The sequence below is a fragment of the Novosphingobium sp. BW1 genome, assembly GCF_008107685.1.
Classification (GTDB): Bacteria; Pseudomonadota; Alphaproteobacteria; order Sphingomonadales; family Sphingomonadaceae; genus Novosphingobium.
This window is the reverse complement of sequence record NZ_VIRF01000063.1, coordinates 119,336-135,321: the sequence shown is the minus strand read 5'-3', so window position 1 is coordinate 135,321 and position 15,986 is coordinate 119,336. Positions and strand designations below refer to the sequence as shown.

The following is a 15,986-nucleotide window of genomic DNA, read 5'->3' as shown; positions in this document are numbered from 1 at the left end:
TGCCCGACGCGTCAGTCCGCGGCCTTGGCCATGCGCGGCTCGACGGTGTCCTCGGGATTGAGGAAGCCACCGGCGCGCAGGACGACCGTTTCGGTGCCGGCAAGGCCCTTCGAGATGACGATGCCATCGGCGGTGACAAGCCCTGTTTCGACCCCGCGCCGCGCCACCTTGTTATCCTTGCCCACGACATAGACGAAGGAGCCCTCGGCATCGCTTTGAATCGCCGATTCCGGAAGCATCGGCGCCACCACGGTGCCGCTGGTCAGCGTGGCGCTGGCAAAGCCGCCCGGACGCAGCGCACGGTCATAGGCCAGCGCGATGCGCGCCGTGCCCTGGCGCGAAGTGGGATCGATCACGGGTGAGACCTGCCAGACCTGCCCGGTAAAGGAGCGCTCCGAGCCAACCGGAGTGACCTCGGCCTGCGCGCCGACGCGCACGCGCGCCAGGTCGTCCTCGCTGAGATTGGCGAGCAGTTCCATCTCGCCGCCCTTGGCAAGGCGGAACAGCACGCTCGAGCCGCCGCCTACGACCTGCCCCGGCTCGACATTGCGTTCGAGCACGAGCCCGGCGGCGGGCGCGACGATGTTGAGGCGCGCGGCCTGGGCCTGAAGCTGGCGCAGCGAAGCGCGGGCCAGTTCGACCTGGGCCAGCGCGGCATCGCGCGTGGCGGTGAGGCGATCGACGTCGGCCTTGGAGATGAAACCGCGATCGACCAGCTGGAGTGCGCGGTCGAGGTTCGACTGGGCGAGGCGCGCGTCGGCCTGGGCGGCCTTGATCTGCGCGGCCTGGCTGGCCTGTTGCTGGACCTGCACCGAACTGTCGACAACAGCAAGCACCTGGCCGGCCTTCACCCAGTCGCCCGGTTCGACGAGGACACGGCGGACCTCGCCGCCCTCACCCACCGAGCCGATCGGCATGGCGCGGCGCGCGGCGAGCGATCCGGTGGCGGTGATCGTGCCCACAACGGTCGAGCGGCCTGGCTTGACGACGGTCACGACGGGCACCTGCGCCGGCTCGACCGGGCCAGTGTCCGCGCCGCTGTGGAGGTAGAACCAGATTCCCACGATGAGCACGAAGGCCCCGGCAACGCCAAGCCAGATCAGCCGCGAGGAGCCTTTTTCCGGCCCCTGCGCCGGCGTCTGCGCCTCGAAAGTCCCGTCCGCGCCCGCCTCTGCGCCAAGGTCCCCCTTGCTCACGACTTCGGCGCGATCCTTGTCCAACTTGCTCGTGTAATTCATTCCGTCACCGCACTGGCCGCATCGTCCCGGCACCCTCATCAGGTCCCCCAGTTTCCCGTGCAAGGTCACGCATCGCCCCACACGGCCCGGATCATGGCCGTTAATCCCTGATCCTGAGGTATACGTGCGCGCTCTAAAGGTGGCAACGCGGTCTCGCTCCAGATACGCCCCGGATCGACCAACGACTTGTCGCCTCGTTCAACGGCATGGAACCAAGAGGCATAGAAAAACGGCGGCAAACCCAAAAGGTTCGCCGCCGTTTGTCGGTCCCGCGGAACTGATCGGGGGGTGATCAGTACTTTTGCTGGCGCTCGTAAAGATCGCGGTAGTGCTGGATGCGCGTGACGCGCAGCCCCTGCATTCCCGAACGATCCACGGCACGCTGCCAGGAGGCGAATTCCTCGAGCGTCAGCTGGTAACGTTCACACACTTCGTCGATGGTCAGCAGACCGCCATTGACGGCGGCCACGACCTCGGCCTTGCGGCGCACGACCCAGCGCGTGGTATTGGCGGGGGGAAGCGACTCCAGAGTGAGCGGTTCACCCAGCGGCCCGATTACCTGCGCGGGTCTGATTTTCTGGTTCTCGATCATCTTAGCCCTCGCCCACCGGTTTTGCTGGAGCCGGTGGTGAGCCTCTCTTTGTCCATTCGGACTTGCCATTGCTTGAAGCAGTACGGTTAATGGGCATTAGGGACTCTCATTAAGGATTTTCCACGGTCCGTTCGAGGCCTTTCATTAAGCAGAAAAAGTGCTCTATTTTATTCGGTTGCATCGTAAATCCTGCCTCCAACACCTCCGGCCCGATGCACATGGCCGGTCAGGAGCCCTCCGGCACTCGCAAGCGTCCCGGCAGGACCGCAACCAATTGAGCCAGCTTATCGCGGCAGGATAGAGCGCACATGGTCAATGGAAGATTAATAACAGGCCCAGGCCGATCCCAATGGCCGCACCTTCGCGCCGATCGGGTAGGAATTCGCGACGAGGCGCTGTATGAGCGCTCTCCATGTCCCCTGACGCAAACCTCTTCAACGGCCTCGATCCGGCCGACCTGTTCCAGTTGCCCGCGCCGCTCTCGGCGCGCCGCATCGTTGTCGCCATGTCGGGCGGCGTCGATTCCTCGGTCGTCGCCGCGCTTGCCGCGGCCACAGGCGCCGAGACCATCGGCATTACCCTGCAACTCTACGACTACGGCGCCGCCACGGGCCGCAAGGGCGCATGCTGCGCAGGCGACGACATCCGCGACGCACGCGCGGTCGCCGATCGCCTTGGCATCGCCCACTACGTCTTCGACCACGAGAGCGCCTTTCGCGAAGAGGTGGTCGACCGTTTCGCCGACGACTACCTCGCCGGACGCACGCCCATCCCCTGCATCCGCTGCAACATGGGCCCCAAGTTCACCGACCTCCTGCAGATGGCGCGGGACCTGGGCGCCGATTGCCTCGCGACCGGCCACTACGTACGCCGCGTGGAAGGCCCGGCGGGCTCCGAACTGCACCGCGCGGCCGACCCGGCGCGCGACCAGAGCTACTTTCTCTACGGCACGACCGAGGCCCAGCTCGACTTCCTGCGCTTTCCCCTTGGCGGCCTGCCCAAGACCGAGACACGGCGCCTCGCCGAAGCGGCGGGCCTGCGCGTCGCGGACAAGCCCGACAGCCAGGACATCTGCTTCGTGCCTGACGGAGACTACGCCAAGATCGTGCGCTCGGTGCGTCCCGAGGGGGCCGCGCCCGGCGACATCGTCCATGTCGAGACCGGCGCGGTCCTGGGCGCGCACCAGGGTGTGATCCATTACACTGTGGGCCAGCGCCGCGGGCTCGAGATCGGGGGCCAGCCCGAACCGCTTTACGTGGTGGGGATCGATGCGTCCTCGCGCCGGGTCCTTGTCGGCCCGCGCCATCTGCTGGCGGTCGCCGCAGCGCGGATCATCGAGACCAACCGGATCGGTCTCCTCCCTGAGGGCACGCCGCTCACCGCCAAGGTCCGTTCGCTGGCCAAACCCGTGCCTGTCACGCTTGAAGGCCCGCTCGGCGAAGGCGCGGAAACGACCTTGCGCTTCGCCAATCCCGAATACGGCGTCGCGCCGGGCCAGGCTGCGGTGATCTATGCGGGCGAACGCGTGGTCGGCGGGGGCTGGATCGAGGATACCACGCCCGCCACCCCGCTCTGAGCGAAGCGTCTGATCACTCGTCCCAGGGCTCAAGACGGCAGCCATGAAGGCTGTCGTAGTGCGCACTTTGGTAGCCGAGCAGTGGCAACCCGGCACTGACGCTGCGCGTTTCCGTATCCTCACTCAGCCAGACCCGCCCCGCGATGCCGCCGAGCGGGGCCACCGCAAGGTCGGCCTCGCAGCTTTTGAGATCGCGCTGCGAGACATGGCGGCACACGCAGCCGAGCCGCGCGGCATAAGCGCCCCCGATGCGCGTCCGCTCTTGCAGGTCCGCCCACTGCCAGGCCAGGAGCCCTGCTCCCACTAGCAGCGCAAGCAGCACCAGATTGCGAAGCCAGCGCGAAGGCTGGCGCGCGGCGTGACGCGGACTCGCAGCCCCGGCAGCAGCCTGCCCGTCCGGCGCACGCACATGCGATGCCTGCCGCTTCTGCCAGGCCTGCCGCAGCTTGTCCCCGGCTGCCGATTTGGGCGGTGTTGCCATTCCCGATCTTCTCGCACACTACACCGCGCGTCATGCCGGTGCATCCGATCCGCCTTATCCTCCCGCTACTGGCCCTGCCAAGCCTGTGGGCCTGTGGAGAACCCGCCAGCGAGGCCCCGCCCCCGCCCAGCACCGAGGCCGAAGCCGCCATCACCGATGACGGCGGGGCCCCCCACGCCGAACTCGGCCGCGCGATCGACGGATTGTTCAACACCGATGCGGTCGGCCCGACGCACGCGCTCATCATCATGAAACGCGGGTCGGTCATCGCCGAGCGCTATGGCCCCGGTATCTCCGGCAAGACTCGCCTGCCGGGCTGGAGCGCGGGCCAGTGCCTTACCAGCCTGATGATCGGCCAGCTGGTCAGCGACGGGCGCCTGCGCCTCAACGAATCGGCGCCTGTCCCCGAATGGCGCCGCCCGGGCGATCCGCGCGGTGAAGTGACGCTGCGCCAGCTTCTTCAGATGCGCTCGGGCCTGCGCTTTGCCAAAGGCCTCCCGGGGCACGAAGGCGGCATCACGGAACAGTCCGATGCCATGCGGCTCCTCTACCTCGACGGGCGGGACGACATGGCCGCCTACGTCGAGGCACAGCCGCTGGAATCGCCTGCGGGCCAGACTTTCGCGGATTCGGGGGCAAACGCGATCATCCTCGCCGATCTTGCCGCGCGGGTCCTCGCCCCCGACGGATCACCCGAAGCGCGCCGCGCCGCAGTCATGAGCTACCTGCAAAGCCGCGTCCTGACTCCCATCGGCATGGAATCAACTCAGGCCGGGTTCGACCGGGCGGGCACGCTGATCGGATCAGGCATGATTCACGCCAATGCGCGCGACTGGGCCAAGCTCGCCGAATTCCTGCGCCACCGAGGGTCCGTCGCCGGCGCCCAGATCCTGCCACGCCGCTGGATATCGTTCATGCGCGAGCCCAGCCCGCGCAACCCGGCCTACGGCGCCGGGATCTGGCTCAACACCGCACCTCCTGGCGAAACCGCACGGCTTTGGCCCGCCACCGCACCGGCCGATCTCTTCGCATGCCTGGGCGAATACGGACAGTACGTCGTGAGCTCACCCGAACAGCTCCTGACCGTGGTACGCCTGGGCCGCAGCGCTCCCAACCAGGAACGCGCCGTGCACGAGCGCATCGGGGCTCTTCTGGCGTTGTTTCCGGGCGGGAAGTGACAGGTCAAAGAACAGAAAAGACAATTCCGAGGGTCATCGCCCTCAGGCTGCCCATACAGTCGATCTCACCTTCCGGTGCGCTACGTCGGCTGCGCAACGTCAGGTAGACGATTTTGGGGTCAAGGGACGATGCCCCCTTGGAAAAATATCAATTTCTAGAGCCTCACGTCCTGTTCCAACCCGACACGGATCGGCGGCAGTACGTCCCGGCCGGCTTCGCCCTTTTCGTCGACCAGGCCATCAGGATCGGTGTGGATCAGGATTTCCACACCGGGGAAGTCGGCCTCAAGGCGATGCTCGATACCGTCCATTACCCGGTGCGCCTCGCGTACCGTCATCTGCGGGTCGACCCAGATATGGAACTGCACGAAGTCCTTGTCGCCCGAAGTCCGCGTACGCAGGTCGTGGACCCCGCTGATGTCGGGAAACGTCGCCAGAAGCTGCAGGAAGCGCTGCTTTTTCTCCTCCGGCCACTCGTGGTCCATGAGCTGGTCGAGCACCTCGTCCGAAGCGCCCCAGGCTCCGTAGGCGAGCCAGGCCGCAATACCGAAGCCGAAGAACGCGTCCGCACCCGCAATGCCCACATAGGTATCGAGGACCAGCGCCACGATCACCGCGAGGTTGAGAAACAGGTCCGACTGGTAGTGTACGCTGTCGGTGGTGATCGCGAGGCTGCCGGTGCGACGGATGACGTGGCGCTGCCAGGCCAGCAGCGCGAGCGTGACCGCGATCGCCGCGATCGAGACGCCGATTCCCTGCTCGGCCGCCTGCACTTCGTTGCCCACGAGCAGCCGCTCCACCGCGCGCGCGGCAATGCCCAGCGCCGAGATGACGATGAGCACGATCTGGAACAGCGCGGTGATCGCCTCGGCCTTGCCGTGCCCGAAGCGGTGCTTGTCATCGGCCGGCTGCGCCGCGATCCACACGCCCAGCAGCGTTGCCAGGCTGGCGACGAGATCGAGCGTGGTGTCGGCAAGGCTGCCCAGCATCGCGGTCGAATCGGTGGTGATCGCCGCCCATATCTTGAGCACGAGCAGAAACAGCGCCGCCGCGATACTGGCGAAAGCCGCACTGCGGGTCAGCATTGCGCGGACCTGGCTGCGTCCATCGCTCATGAATCAAGTCCCATCGAAACCAGAAAAATCACGGGTAGAGCAGCGTGCTCGACCAGGGCCCCTCGCCCACCCGCTCGAAGCGGCGGCGTTCGTGGAGACGGTAGGGACGGTCCTGCCAGAACTCCATGGCGACTGGCACCACGCGGTAACCGCCCCAGTGCGCGGGGCGTTCGACCTCGCCGGCCTCGAAGCGCGCACGCACATTTTCATAGCGGGCAAGGAAGGTCTCGCGGCTGTCGAGCGGGGCAGACTGGTCGGAAGCGACCGCGCCGAGCTGCGAATCTCGGTGGCGCGAGTGGAAGTATGCGTCGGCCTCGGCTGGCGTCACCGGACTCAAGGTCCCTTCAATGCGGATCTGGCGGCGCAGGCTCTTCCAGTGAAACAGCAAGGCGACGTGCGGGTTGGCCGCGATCTCGCCGCCCTTGCGGCTGTGGCCATTGGTATAGAACACGAAACCGTCGGGGCCATGGCCCTTCAGGAGCACCATGCGCACCGAGGGTACACCTTCAGGCGTTGCCGTTGCCAAGGCCATCGCGTTGGAATCGTTGGGCTCGGTCCCACGCGCTTCGTCGTACCAGGCGCTGAACAGGGCAAAGGGATCGCCATCGGGGATGACTTCGCGGGTCTGTTCGGATTCCATCGTATCTCGTCCTGTTGCTGTGGCCCTAGGCTCCGCGTCGCCAGCAAGGTGCCACCTGTGCGGGGGAGAGACCTTGACCGGCGGCACCTGGCCGCTTCGCGCCGCCGAATAGCCCGACCCGCCGCGCCTGGGAAGGTCCGGGGCGGGTATTGCGGCCACAGCGAACGAAAAACCACCTCCCGAGCATCGCGAAGAACTTGTGGGAACGCGCTCTACAACCTAGCTAAGTGGCATTATGGCAACAGATCCTTACACCACTCTCGGCATCGCACGTGGCGCTAGCGAGAAGGACATCAAGTCCGCCTACCGCAAGCTCGCCAAGGAGCTCCATCCCGACCGGAACAAGGACAACCCGAAGGCGGCCGAACGCTTCTCGGACGTGACCCGCGCCTACGACCTTCTTTCCGACAAGGAAAAGCGCGCCCAGTTCGACCGCGGCGAGATCGACGCGGAGGGAAACCCTACCATGCCGTTCGGGGCCGGTGGTTTCGGCGCTGGCGGCGGTCATCGGTCCGGCATGGGCGGCGGCGCAGCCGGTTTCGGTGGTTTCGGCGGAAACGACGGGATCGACCTTGAAGATCTGTTCGGCGGCATCTTCGGTGGAGGCGGCCAGCGCGGCGGCCCTGGAGGCATGGGCGGCGGCTTTGCCGGCGGACGTTCGCGCTCGGCCCCGCGCGGCGCCAACGTCAACTACCGCCTCTCGGTCTCGCTGACCGACGCGGCCGAACTCGCCAACCAGCGCATCACCCTGTCCGACGGCAAGACCATCGACCTCAAACTGCCCAAGGGGGTCGAGGACGGCACCCAGATGCGCCTTTCGGGCAAGGGTGAGCCGGGTCCCGGTGGCGCGGGCGATGCGATCATCACCATCTCCATCGGGCACCACCCCTACTTCGAGCGCGACGGCGATGACCTGCGCCTCGACCTGCCGATCACTCTTGATGAGGCGCTGAATGGCGCCAAGGTGCGCGCGCCCACCGCGTCTGGTGCGGTCATGCTTACGGTGCCGGCCGGGTCCACTTCGGGCAAGACCCTGCGCCTCAAAGGCAAGGGCATGACCCGCAAGGACGGCACGCGCGGCGACGAGCTCATCCGCCTCGAAATCACCCTGCCCGAGGGCGATGAGGACCTCGCCCGCCGTCTCGAGGGCTGGAAGGACAGCCGCAACGTGCGTGAACGCATGGGTGGCTGAATGGGCGGCAGCTGATGGCGGGCGGGCAATCCCCTGCTCGCCCCCCTGCCCGTCTCCCAGGCGTGAGAGACGGGCACCTGACGCTCCGATCCGGACACTCCAGCACCAATTTTCCGCGCAAATCGGGCGCTAGTCCTTGCCCAACGCACAAAACTCACCTAAGTCGGGCCGGTACGGCCGCTCCGCGAAGGGGCGGCCCTTATTGTTTCCGCCGGAGATAGAGACATGAGCCAGCCCACTCCGCTGATGCCGCACGCGACCGCCTCCTGGCTGGTCGACAACACGGCGCTCTCGTTTGAACAGATTGCGGATTTCTGCGGTCTGCACATGCTTGAAGTCCAGGCAATGGCCGACGATCTGGCCTCGGCCAAGTACACCGGCCGCGACCCCGTGCGCGCGGGCGAGCTGACGATGGAAGAGATCGAGAAGGGTCAGGCGAATCCGGAATACCGACTGCGCATGCACCGCGCACCGGTGACCGTGAGCCGCACCAAGGGCCCGCGCTATACGCCAGTGTCCAAGCGCCAGGACAAGCCCGACGGCATTGCCTGGATTCTGCGCAACCACCCCGAGGTCTCGGACGCGCAGGTCGGCAAACTGATTGGCACGACCCGCAACACCATCGCCGCGATCCGCGACCGTTCGCACTGGAACATCGCCAACATCACGCCCAAGGACCCGGTCACGCTGGGCCTGTGCTCGCAGCGCGAGCTGGACGCGATGGTCTTCAAGGCCGCCAAGAAGGCCGGTATAGAAAACGAAGGCGCGACCGACGAACGCCTCGTCGATGACCGCCAGGCCCTCATCGAGGAACTGCGCGCCGAACGTGACGCGGCCGCCAAGGCCGCCAACGAGGCCGCGCAGGAAGCCGAAGCCGCCGCCTGGCTCCAGGCCAAGCGCGCCGCCGAAGCCGAGGAACGCGGCGAGTAAGCCCGCCCCCTCCGCAGATGCGCATACGAAAAAGGCCCGTACGAAAGTGCGGGCCTTTTTCGTTGGTAGCACGAAGAAAGAAGGTTTTGATTCAAGGGGCCATCGCCCCTTGCCCCCCGAAATGGGCGACCTCGCCTTTGTCAGCCAAGGGCGCGCACGGAAGGTGAGCCAGGCAGTTTGGGGAGCCCGAGGGCGATCACCCCGGGAAATCACCTCAAGCCGGAACGGCGTCCTTTACATCCTCAACTGCGACACCAATCGCCGGCGGCATGCCGCCGCCGTTGGGCGCCAGACGTCCCTCAATGCGCGCGCCCTGTTCGACCGTGAGCGTGTCGTAGGCCACATCGCCCTCGATCTTGCCCAAAACCAGGATGACGATCTCGCGCGCGGCCACGGTGCCGCGCACGCTGTCCGCCTTGATCGCGCCCGTGATTTCGCTGTCGACGCCCTGCACCAGCGCGGCGCAAGTAATATCGCCGGTCACCCGCCCATCGATGTGCAGATCGGCGCTGGCCTCGATGTCGCCCGTGATGAGCGTGTCGCTGCCTAGCACGGAAAAGGTCGAAGAACCGCTCGAACGCGGGGCGGCAGCGGGCTTGGACATGGGATCGGCCTTACTGCTTTTGAACATGGGCGGAGGCCTCGAGAAAAGGACGTGGATTGACCGGCTTGCCATTGAGGCGCACTTCGAAATGGAGGTGCGAACCGGTGGAGCGGCCGGTGCTGCCCATCAGGGCGATGGTTGAACCGGCTTCCACCTTGTCGCCGACCTTGGACTTGAAGCGCGAAAGGTGCGCATAGCGGGTCATCAGGCCATTGCCGTGACGCACCTCGATGCAGTTGCCATAGCCATGGCGACGCCCGACGAAGGTGACCTTGCCCTTGGCCGCCGCGTAGATCGGCGAGCCCATCGGACCGGGAAAGTCGAGCCCGGCGTGGAACGCGCCGCCGCCGGTGAACGGATCCGAGCGGTAGCCGTAGCTTGACGACACGTAGGCCACTGAAGCTGGCTTCACCTGGGGGATCGAAGCAAGGCCGTTCTCCAGCGCATCCATGCGCGCAAGGCTGACGCCCAGGCGCTGGAAACGCGGATCAACCGAACCGTCAGCGCGGGTCGCAAGCTTGATCAGCGGACCACCGCGCGCCGAGGCACGGCTTGCAGGGGCATTCGCCACCATTGTCTTGGGATTGAGACCCAGCTTGCTGATCGCCGCGCTCGCGCTTTCGGCGCGTCGGTCAGCGTAGCGGGTGAGATTCTCGACGAAGGTGATCTGGCGCGCTTCCAGCCGGGCCAGTTCGCTCGCCTCGGGAACCGCCGCGCTGACCTTCTCGATCGTGAGCTTTGCTTCCGCATTGCTGTTGGAAACGGTTTCCCCGGCCTTCGTGTCGCGCGGGAGGTCACCGATGTGGGCCTCGACCATCTGTTCGATGAACTTCTGGCGGCGGGCGAGGTCGGATGCGACCTCGTCGATGCCTTCGCGGTAGTTCTCGACGCGGTCCTCAGCCCGCGCGACCCTGGCCTCGCGGCTGAGCAGTTCGGCCTCTTGCGACGACGCGCTCATGCGCTCGATCGCGACGGCGCCCATCGACCCGAGCCACACGGTGGCAAGCGCACCAGCGGAGCCCGCGGCAACCATCTGGGTCCGCGACGAAATCCGGATAAAATGGACATGCCCCTGAGAACGCATGATAAATTCGCGATCCGGGAAGCCTGCCCGCAGGCGCGACCATAGCGCCCTGACAGATGTAAGCTTCAAAACGACCCCACGCTGTGGCTTATGACCAGTCCCCGGCAGACCGGCTAGCAGGGGAGGGTTAACAAGGCGAATCGAGCCGCCGCGCACCATGCGCATTTCAGGGTGAACCGTTCATCGAAAGCGATGAGCCGAAGGAACCATTTCCGCTCCCAGTCCTTATTTGAGTAATGCGCTCAAGATTGCACGTTCATGAATGTACACTTCGTACAAACACTAGGTGAACGCAGAAAAACCGGCGTAGGCGGGCCAGCCAGGCCCCCTTCTTGCCGGGCGCGACCGTGACACACTGCAATACAGATGGTAGGCCGCACCCTATGACAGTTGAAACTCTTTCCGCCGACAGCAACGCTGTCGAAACCCCCGAAGCCCTCGTCGCCCGCATTGCCGCCGACGGCCGCGCCGCCCAGCGCGTGCTCGCCCGCATGAGCGATGCGCAGAAGGCCGAGGCGCTGCGCGCCGCCGCGAAGGCGCTGCGCGCGGATGAAGCCGCAATTCTCGAAGCCAACGCAAAGGACATTGCTGCTGGCGAGGAAAAAGGCCTCTCGGGCGCCATGCTCGACCGCCTGCGCCTCGACGCCGAGCGTCTCGCCGGGATCGCCGATGCGGTCGACCAGGTCGCCTCGCTGCCCGATCCGGCGGGCTCGGTGATCGAAGAAACGAGCCGCCCCAACGGCCTCAAGATGAGCCGCGTGCGCATCCCGATCGGCCTCATCGGCATCATTTACGAAAGCCGCCCCAACGTAACCGCAGACGCGGCCGCGCTGTGCCTGCGCTCGGGCAACGCCGCACTTCTGCGCGGCGGCAGCGAGGCGGTACATTCCAACCGCGCAATCCGCGCTGCCTTCGCCAAGGGCCTGGAAGAGGCGGGCATTCCCGCTGCCGCGATCCAGCTCGTGCCGACCCAGGACCGCGCCGTCGTGGGCGCCATGCTGACGGCGGCCGGCCTCATCGACATGATTGTCCCGCGCGGGGGCAAGAGCCTTGTTTCGCGCGTCCAATCGGATGCCCGCGTGCCCGTGCTCGCCCACCTCGACGGGATCAACCACACCTATATCCATTCTGCCGCGGACCCCAAGGTCGCCAAGGAGGTCGCCGTCAATGCCAAGATGCGCCGCACGGGCATCTGCGGCGCGATGGAGACTCTGCTGCTCGACGCGCAGTTCCCCGGCTCGGCCGAAGTCGTCTCGGCGCTGATCGAGGCGGGCTGTGAACTGCGCGGCGATGCCCGCGCCCGTTCGCTCGACTCGCGCATCCTCGCGGCCGACGAGGCTGACTGGGACACCGAATACCTAGACGCCATCGCCTCGGTCGCCGTAGTGGACGGCCTCGACGCCGCGCTCGACCACATCGCGGCGCACTCCTCGGGCCACACCGACGTCATCATCACGAAGGATGACGAAGCCGCCGAACGCTTCCTCGCCGAGGTCGACAGCGCCATCGTCATGGTCAACGCCTCGAGCCAGTTCGCCGATGGCGGCGAGTTTGGCCTGGGCGCCGAGATCGGCATTGCCACGGGCCGCCTCCACGCGCGCGGCCCGGTCGCCTTAGAAGGCCTCACCACCTACAAATGGCAGGTGCGCGGAACCGGACAGGCGCGTCCCTGATCCGGGCGCCCTGCGGCGCTGAAACGGACTGCACGAGCGGCCGCGAGCTTTGCAGCTTCGCGGCCGCTTTCCTATCTGGAAGCAGGGACCCCGAGGACCATTGCCCTCGGGCTCTCCCTAATCGCGACCTCATCTTCTCCCGCTGCCGTGGCCGAGAAAGGCGGGATCGCCAATTTGGGGGGGCCAAGGGGTGATGCCCCCTGAATCGTCCCTATATTCCTTCTTCCCCTGACCCGAGTTCAAGGAGCACGCTCCCATGAAGTACAACCGCCTCGGCCGCACTGGCCTCCTCGTTTCGGAACTGTGCCTGGGCACGATGACCTTTGGCGAGAGCCAGGGCATGTGGTCGGTCATGGGTGGGCTGCAGCAGGATGCGGTAAACGACCTCGTGCGCCAGGCCCTCGATGCGGGCATCAACTTCATCGACACCGCCAACGTCTACTCCGAGGGGCGCTCCGAGGAAGTGACCGGCAAGGCGCTGAGGGACCTGGGCATCACGCGCAGCGAGGTGGTGATCGCGACCAAGGCACTGGGTCCGATGGGCGAGGGCGTCAACCAGCGCGGCGCCTCGCGCTACCACCTCATGGACCAGATCGATGCGAGCCTGGCGCGCATGGGGCTCGACCATGTCGACCTCTACCAGATTCACGGGTGGGACCCGCTGACGCCGGTCGACGAGACGCTGCGCGCGCTCGACGACATCGTGCGCTCGGGCCGGGCGCGCTACATCGGTGTGTCGAACTGGGCAGCTTGGCAGATCGCCAAGGCGCTGGGCCTATCCGAGCGTCTCAGCCTGCACCGCTTTGCCTCGCTCCAGGCCTACTACTCGATCGCCGGTCGTGATCTCGAGCACGAGATTGCCCCGATGCTGGAAAGCGAGGGCCTGGGCCTGATGGTCTGGAGCCCGCTTGCCGGTGGCTTCCTCTCGGGCAAATACACCCGCTCGGGCGAGGCGGAAAGCGGGCGCCGCGCCAGCTTCGACTTCCCGCCCGTCGACAAGGAGCGCGCCTTCGACGTGATCGATACCATGCAGGCCATGGCCGCCGACAAGGGCTGCAGCGTGCCGCAGATCGCGCTCGCCTGGCTGCTCGCCAAGCCCGCCGTCACCAGCGTGATCGTGGGCGCCAAGCGGCCCGAGCAGCTTGCCGACAACCTGGGTGCAAGCGATCTCGAACTCACTGCGGACGAGATCACCACGCTCGATACAGCGATGCCGCGCAACCCCCTCTATCCTGGCTGGATGATCGAGCGTCAGGGCGGTTACCGTCAGGGCGCCAAGGCCGGCGAGGCACCTCATTCGTGATTCGGATATGGCGATGACGAGACAGGGCCCCGTCACCGGCCTTCTGGGCGGCAGTTTCAATCCGGCGCATGGAGGGCACCGGTGCATCAGCCTCTTTGCGCGCGAGGCATTGGACCTCGATGAGGTCTGGTGGTTGGTCTCACCCGGCAATCCGCTCAAGTCCGCAAGGGGCATGGCGCCGCTCGCCGCGCGCTACGCCTCGGCCCGTGCGCAGAGCCGCAGGGCACGGATTCGCCCGACCGCGATCGAGCGCGAACTGGGCACCCGGTTCACCGCCGACACCGTGCGCGCGCTCGTACGACGCTACCCCAAGCGGCGCTTCGTGTGGCTCATGGGGGCGGACAACCTCGCGCAATTCCATAAGTGGAAAGACTGGCGCGGCATCGCGCGCACCATGCCGATTGCGGTTATCGCGCGTCCGGGGTATGATAGACCTGCTTTCGCGAGCCCCGCGATGGCCTGGTTCAGGCGCTACCGGACGCCCGTTGCCAGTCTCAGACGTCCGGTGAGATGGAGCGCACCCGCGCTGGTGACATTGCGATTCGACCCCGATACGCGGTCGGCCACGGATATCCGCAAGGCCGATCCGGACTGGGCCCGGAAGTCCCTGAACGGCCGATCCGGCCACAGGCTTTCGCGCGATGCCGTCACGCACCGCCCCATTGGGGGAGATGCTGCGTGAGTAAGGCGCCCTGCCTTTCCCGCGTATCTTCCGGCCAAACCCGCAAAACCGATCGTGCTTCCAGCCTGGCCACCCTTTCGGGGTGTCTGCGCCGGCCCTGCATGGTCCCCTGAAAGGAGCAGTAAACCCCTAGATGCCACAGGCACATGTACAGCCGGTGCCGACCGGCGAAACGCCCCCGGCCGCAACGGACAACGACGATCCGCTGCTGGCCGTAGTCCTGCAGTCGCTTGACGACGATCAGGCGCAGGATCTCGTGACGATCGACCTTGAAGGCAAGTCGAGCATCGCCGACTTCATGGTCATCGCGTCTGGCCGTTCGACCCGCCAGGTCGCCGCCATGGCGCAGAAACTCGGCGAAAAACTGAAAGCAAACGGCTTCGGCAACCCCCGTATCGAAGGCCTGCCGGCCGCCGACTGGGTGCTGGTCGATGCTGGCGGCGTGATTGTCCACCTGTTCCGTCCCGAAGTGCGTACCTTCTACAATCTGGAGCGCATGTGGGGCTTTGACGGACCGTCCGGCGCGGCCTGAGGCCGCCTGACCTCACGCTCAAAACGATCACCCGGCCCGCTGACAGGGCCGGACAACCGCAAAGGGATTGCCGCAGGGTGCGTGGACGCACGCCCGTGCGCAAACCTGCCCTTCACGCCTCCGGTGCCGTGTGCTTGCACGCCTACTGCGGGCAGATACTCCCCACATGGGGGCAGGGCTGTTCACATGCGCACCGGCGCTCTAGAACGTGCGCCATGCTCCTTCACATCATTGCGCGCGGGAAGATCGCCCGGTCACCCGAGGCTGAACTGCTCGAACGCTACGCCAAGCGCCTGACCTGGCCCTTCAAGCACACCGAACTGCCCGATGTCGGGGGCAAGATCCCCGCACCAGTGCAGACGCCGGTGCGCGAGGTTCTCCTTGATGAGCGCGGCAAGGCGATGTCGTCCGAAGACTTCGCCGCCCTCCTTGGCCGCTGGCGCGACGACGGGGTGCGCGAATGCCGCTTCCTGATCGGCGCCGCTGATGGCCACGGCGACGAAGCGCGCGCCAAAGCCGACCACCTGCTGTGCTTTGGCAAGATGACCTGGCCCCACCTCCTGGCCCGCGCGATGCTGGCCGAACAGCTCTTCCGCGCGACCGCGATCCTGTCCGGGCATCCCTATCACCGTTCGGGCTGAGGCAGGGAAGACAAGGAGTTGATTCAAGGGGCCATCCCCCCTTTGCCCCATAGGGGGCAACCTCACCATTCTCAGCTCAGGTGGCGCACGGAAGGTGAGTCAGGCAGTTTGGGGAACCCGAGGGCGATGGCCTTCGGATTCATTTTTCCGCCTGTCAGATTCTATCCTGAAATTTCAGGCCCCATGATCCAGGCACGATCCCACGATCTCGTGACTCATCGCCCCTAGGTCTATTTGCCTCTCCGGTTCCCATGGCTCTTCGCCGTCAGAAACATCGCCACGGGCATCAGACAGCCCGCCAGAAATCCGATACCTGCCCCCCACATCGACCCGCTGTTCCCTCCGAGAATCGCTCCAAGGATGGCGCCGGCCACGAACAGGACGGCGGGCATGAGGCACCCAATGGCAAACATGTCTGGTCATCACTTCTATCCGCTTCTGCGCGCGCAGATAGGTATTTTCCTGAGAATGTCAGCCCTTGCGCCACGTCTCCCCCTTCCGCACTGCCCCGCTCTGGCCTAGGAA

Annotated in this window: 16 protein-coding genes; 9 read left to right on the top strand and 7 right to left on the bottom strand. The window is 66.1% G+C overall.

From position 1 onward, the window contains the following. Positions 1 to 11: 11 nt before the first annotated feature. Together FMM79_RS08290 and FMM79_RS08285 are read right to left on the bottom strand one after the other, a co-directional pair. Entirely contained in the window at positions 12 to 1,238 is a 1,227-nt protein-coding gene (locus FMM79_RS08290; RefSeq protein ID WP_148627028.1) for an efflux RND transporter periplasmic adaptor subunit, read from the bottom strand. Positions 1,239 to 1,530: 292 nt separating this feature from the next. After that, positions 1,531 to 1,830, bottom strand: coding sequence for a DUF1153 domain-containing protein (locus FMM79_RS08285; RefSeq protein WP_039390007.1), 300 nt, complete (start codon positions 1,828 to 1,830; stop codon positions 1,531 to 1,533). 412 nt (positions 1,831 to 2,242) lie between these two features. Here FMM79_RS08285 and mnmA point away from each other — a divergent pair, with 412 nt between their 5' ends. After that, a complete protein-coding gene (gene mnmA / locus FMM79_RS08280) occupies positions 2,243 to 3,406 on the top strand; it encodes a tRNA 2-thiouridine(34) synthase MnmA (protein WP_148627027.1) in 1,164 nt (387 codons plus the stop codon). A 13-nt stretch (positions 3,407 to 3,419) separates the two neighbouring features. On the opposite strand, the gene FMM79_RS08275 is transcribed toward mnmA, so the two are convergent. Then, the gene (locus FMM79_RS08275; RefSeq protein ID WP_240339056.1) at positions 3,420 to 3,887 is read right to left on the bottom strand and encodes a hypothetical protein; all 468 of its coding nucleotides are present in this window, start codon (positions 3,885 to 3,887) and stop codon (positions 3,420 to 3,422) included. A 32-nt stretch (positions 3,888 to 3,919) separates the two neighbouring features. Between FMM79_RS08275 and FMM79_RS08270 the strand changes: the two genes are divergently transcribed. Beyond that, entirely contained in the window at positions 3,920 to 5,065 is a 1,146-nt protein-coding gene (locus FMM79_RS08270; protein WP_148627026.1) for a serine hydrolase, read from the top strand. Between the two features lie 155 nt (positions 5,066 to 5,220). Here the strand turns inward: FMM79_RS08270 and FMM79_RS08265 are convergent, their stop codons facing one another. After that, complete coding sequence (locus FMM79_RS08265) at positions 5,221 to 6,180, bottom strand: cation diffusion facilitator family transporter (protein ID WP_148627025.1); 960 nt, start codon at positions 6,178 to 6,180, stop codon at positions 5,221 to 5,223. Between the two features lie 28 nt (positions 6,181 to 6,208). Continuing rightward, a complete protein-coding gene (gene pdxH / locus FMM79_RS08260; RefSeq protein WP_148627024.1) occupies positions 6,209 to 6,820 on the bottom strand; it encodes a pyridoxamine 5'-phosphate oxidase in 612 nt (203 codons plus the stop codon). Between the two features lie 235 nt (positions 6,821 to 7,055). Between pdxH and FMM79_RS08255 the strand changes: the two genes are divergently transcribed. Both FMM79_RS08255 and FMM79_RS08250 read left to right on the top strand, forming a co-directional pair. Then, on the top strand, positions 7,056 to 8,012 hold the full coding sequence (locus FMM79_RS08255; protein WP_148627023.1) for a DnaJ C-terminal domain-containing protein: 957 nt from the start codon (positions 7,056 to 7,058) through the stop codon (positions 8,010 to 8,012). Between the two features lie 225 nt (positions 8,013 to 8,237). Then, positions 8,238 to 8,942: a DUF1013 domain-containing protein gene (locus FMM79_RS08250; protein ID WP_039389995.1), complete on the top strand. Its 705-nt coding sequence runs from the start codon at positions 8,238 to 8,240 to the stop codon at positions 8,940 to 8,942. A gap of 214 nt (positions 8,943 to 9,156) precedes the next feature. Here the strand turns inward: FMM79_RS08250 and FMM79_RS08245 are convergent, their stop codons facing one another. Both FMM79_RS08245 and FMM79_RS08240 read right to left on the bottom strand, forming a co-directional pair. After that, the gene (locus FMM79_RS08245) at positions 9,157 to 9,546 is read right to left on the bottom strand and encodes a polymer-forming cytoskeletal protein (protein ID WP_148627022.1); all 390 of its coding nucleotides are present in this window, start codon (positions 9,544 to 9,546) and stop codon (positions 9,157 to 9,159) included. Between the two features lie 10 nt (positions 9,547 to 9,556). Next, on the bottom strand, positions 9,557 to 10,630 hold the full coding sequence (locus FMM79_RS08240; RefSeq protein WP_148627021.1) for a M23 family metallopeptidase: 1,074 nt from the start codon (positions 10,628 to 10,630) through the stop codon (positions 9,557 to 9,559). A 383-nt stretch (positions 10,631 to 11,013) separates the two neighbouring features. On the opposite strand from FMM79_RS08240, the gene FMM79_RS08235 reads away from it, so the two are divergent. The 5 genes from FMM79_RS08235 (at position 11,014) to FMM79_RS08215 (ending at position 15,461) form a co-directional block, all read left to right on the top strand. Next, a complete protein-coding gene (locus FMM79_RS08235) occupies positions 11,014 to 12,303 on the top strand; it encodes a glutamate-5-semialdehyde dehydrogenase (RefSeq protein ID WP_148627020.1) in 1,290 nt (429 codons plus the stop codon). A gap of 256 nt (positions 12,304 to 12,559) precedes the next feature. Further along, positions 12,560 to 13,606 carry an aldo/keto reductase gene (locus FMM79_RS08230; protein WP_148627019.1) on the top strand — a complete coding sequence of 349 codons (1,047 nt, stop codon included), beginning with the start codon at positions 12,560 to 12,562 and terminating at the stop codon, positions 13,604 to 13,606. Positions 13,607 to 13,619: 13 nt separating this feature from the next. Continuing rightward, positions 13,620 to 14,288, top strand: coding sequence for a nicotinate-nucleotide adenylyltransferase (locus FMM79_RS08225; RefSeq protein WP_148627018.1), 669 nt, complete (start codon positions 13,620 to 13,622; stop codon positions 14,286 to 14,288). 133 nt (positions 14,289 to 14,421) lie between these two features. Next, the gene (gene rsfS / locus FMM79_RS08220; protein ID WP_148627017.1) at positions 14,422 to 14,820 is read left to right on the top strand and encodes a ribosome silencing factor; all 399 of its coding nucleotides are present in this window, start codon (positions 14,422 to 14,424) and stop codon (positions 14,818 to 14,820) included. A gap of 215 nt (positions 14,821 to 15,035) precedes the next feature. Continuing rightward, on the top strand, positions 15,036 to 15,461 hold the full coding sequence (locus tag FMM79_RS08215) for a 23S rRNA (pseudouridine(1915)-N(3))-methyltransferase RlmH (RefSeq protein WP_148627016.1): 426 nt from the start codon (positions 15,036 to 15,038) through the stop codon (positions 15,459 to 15,461). Positions 15,462 to 15,986: the final 525 nt, after the last annotated feature.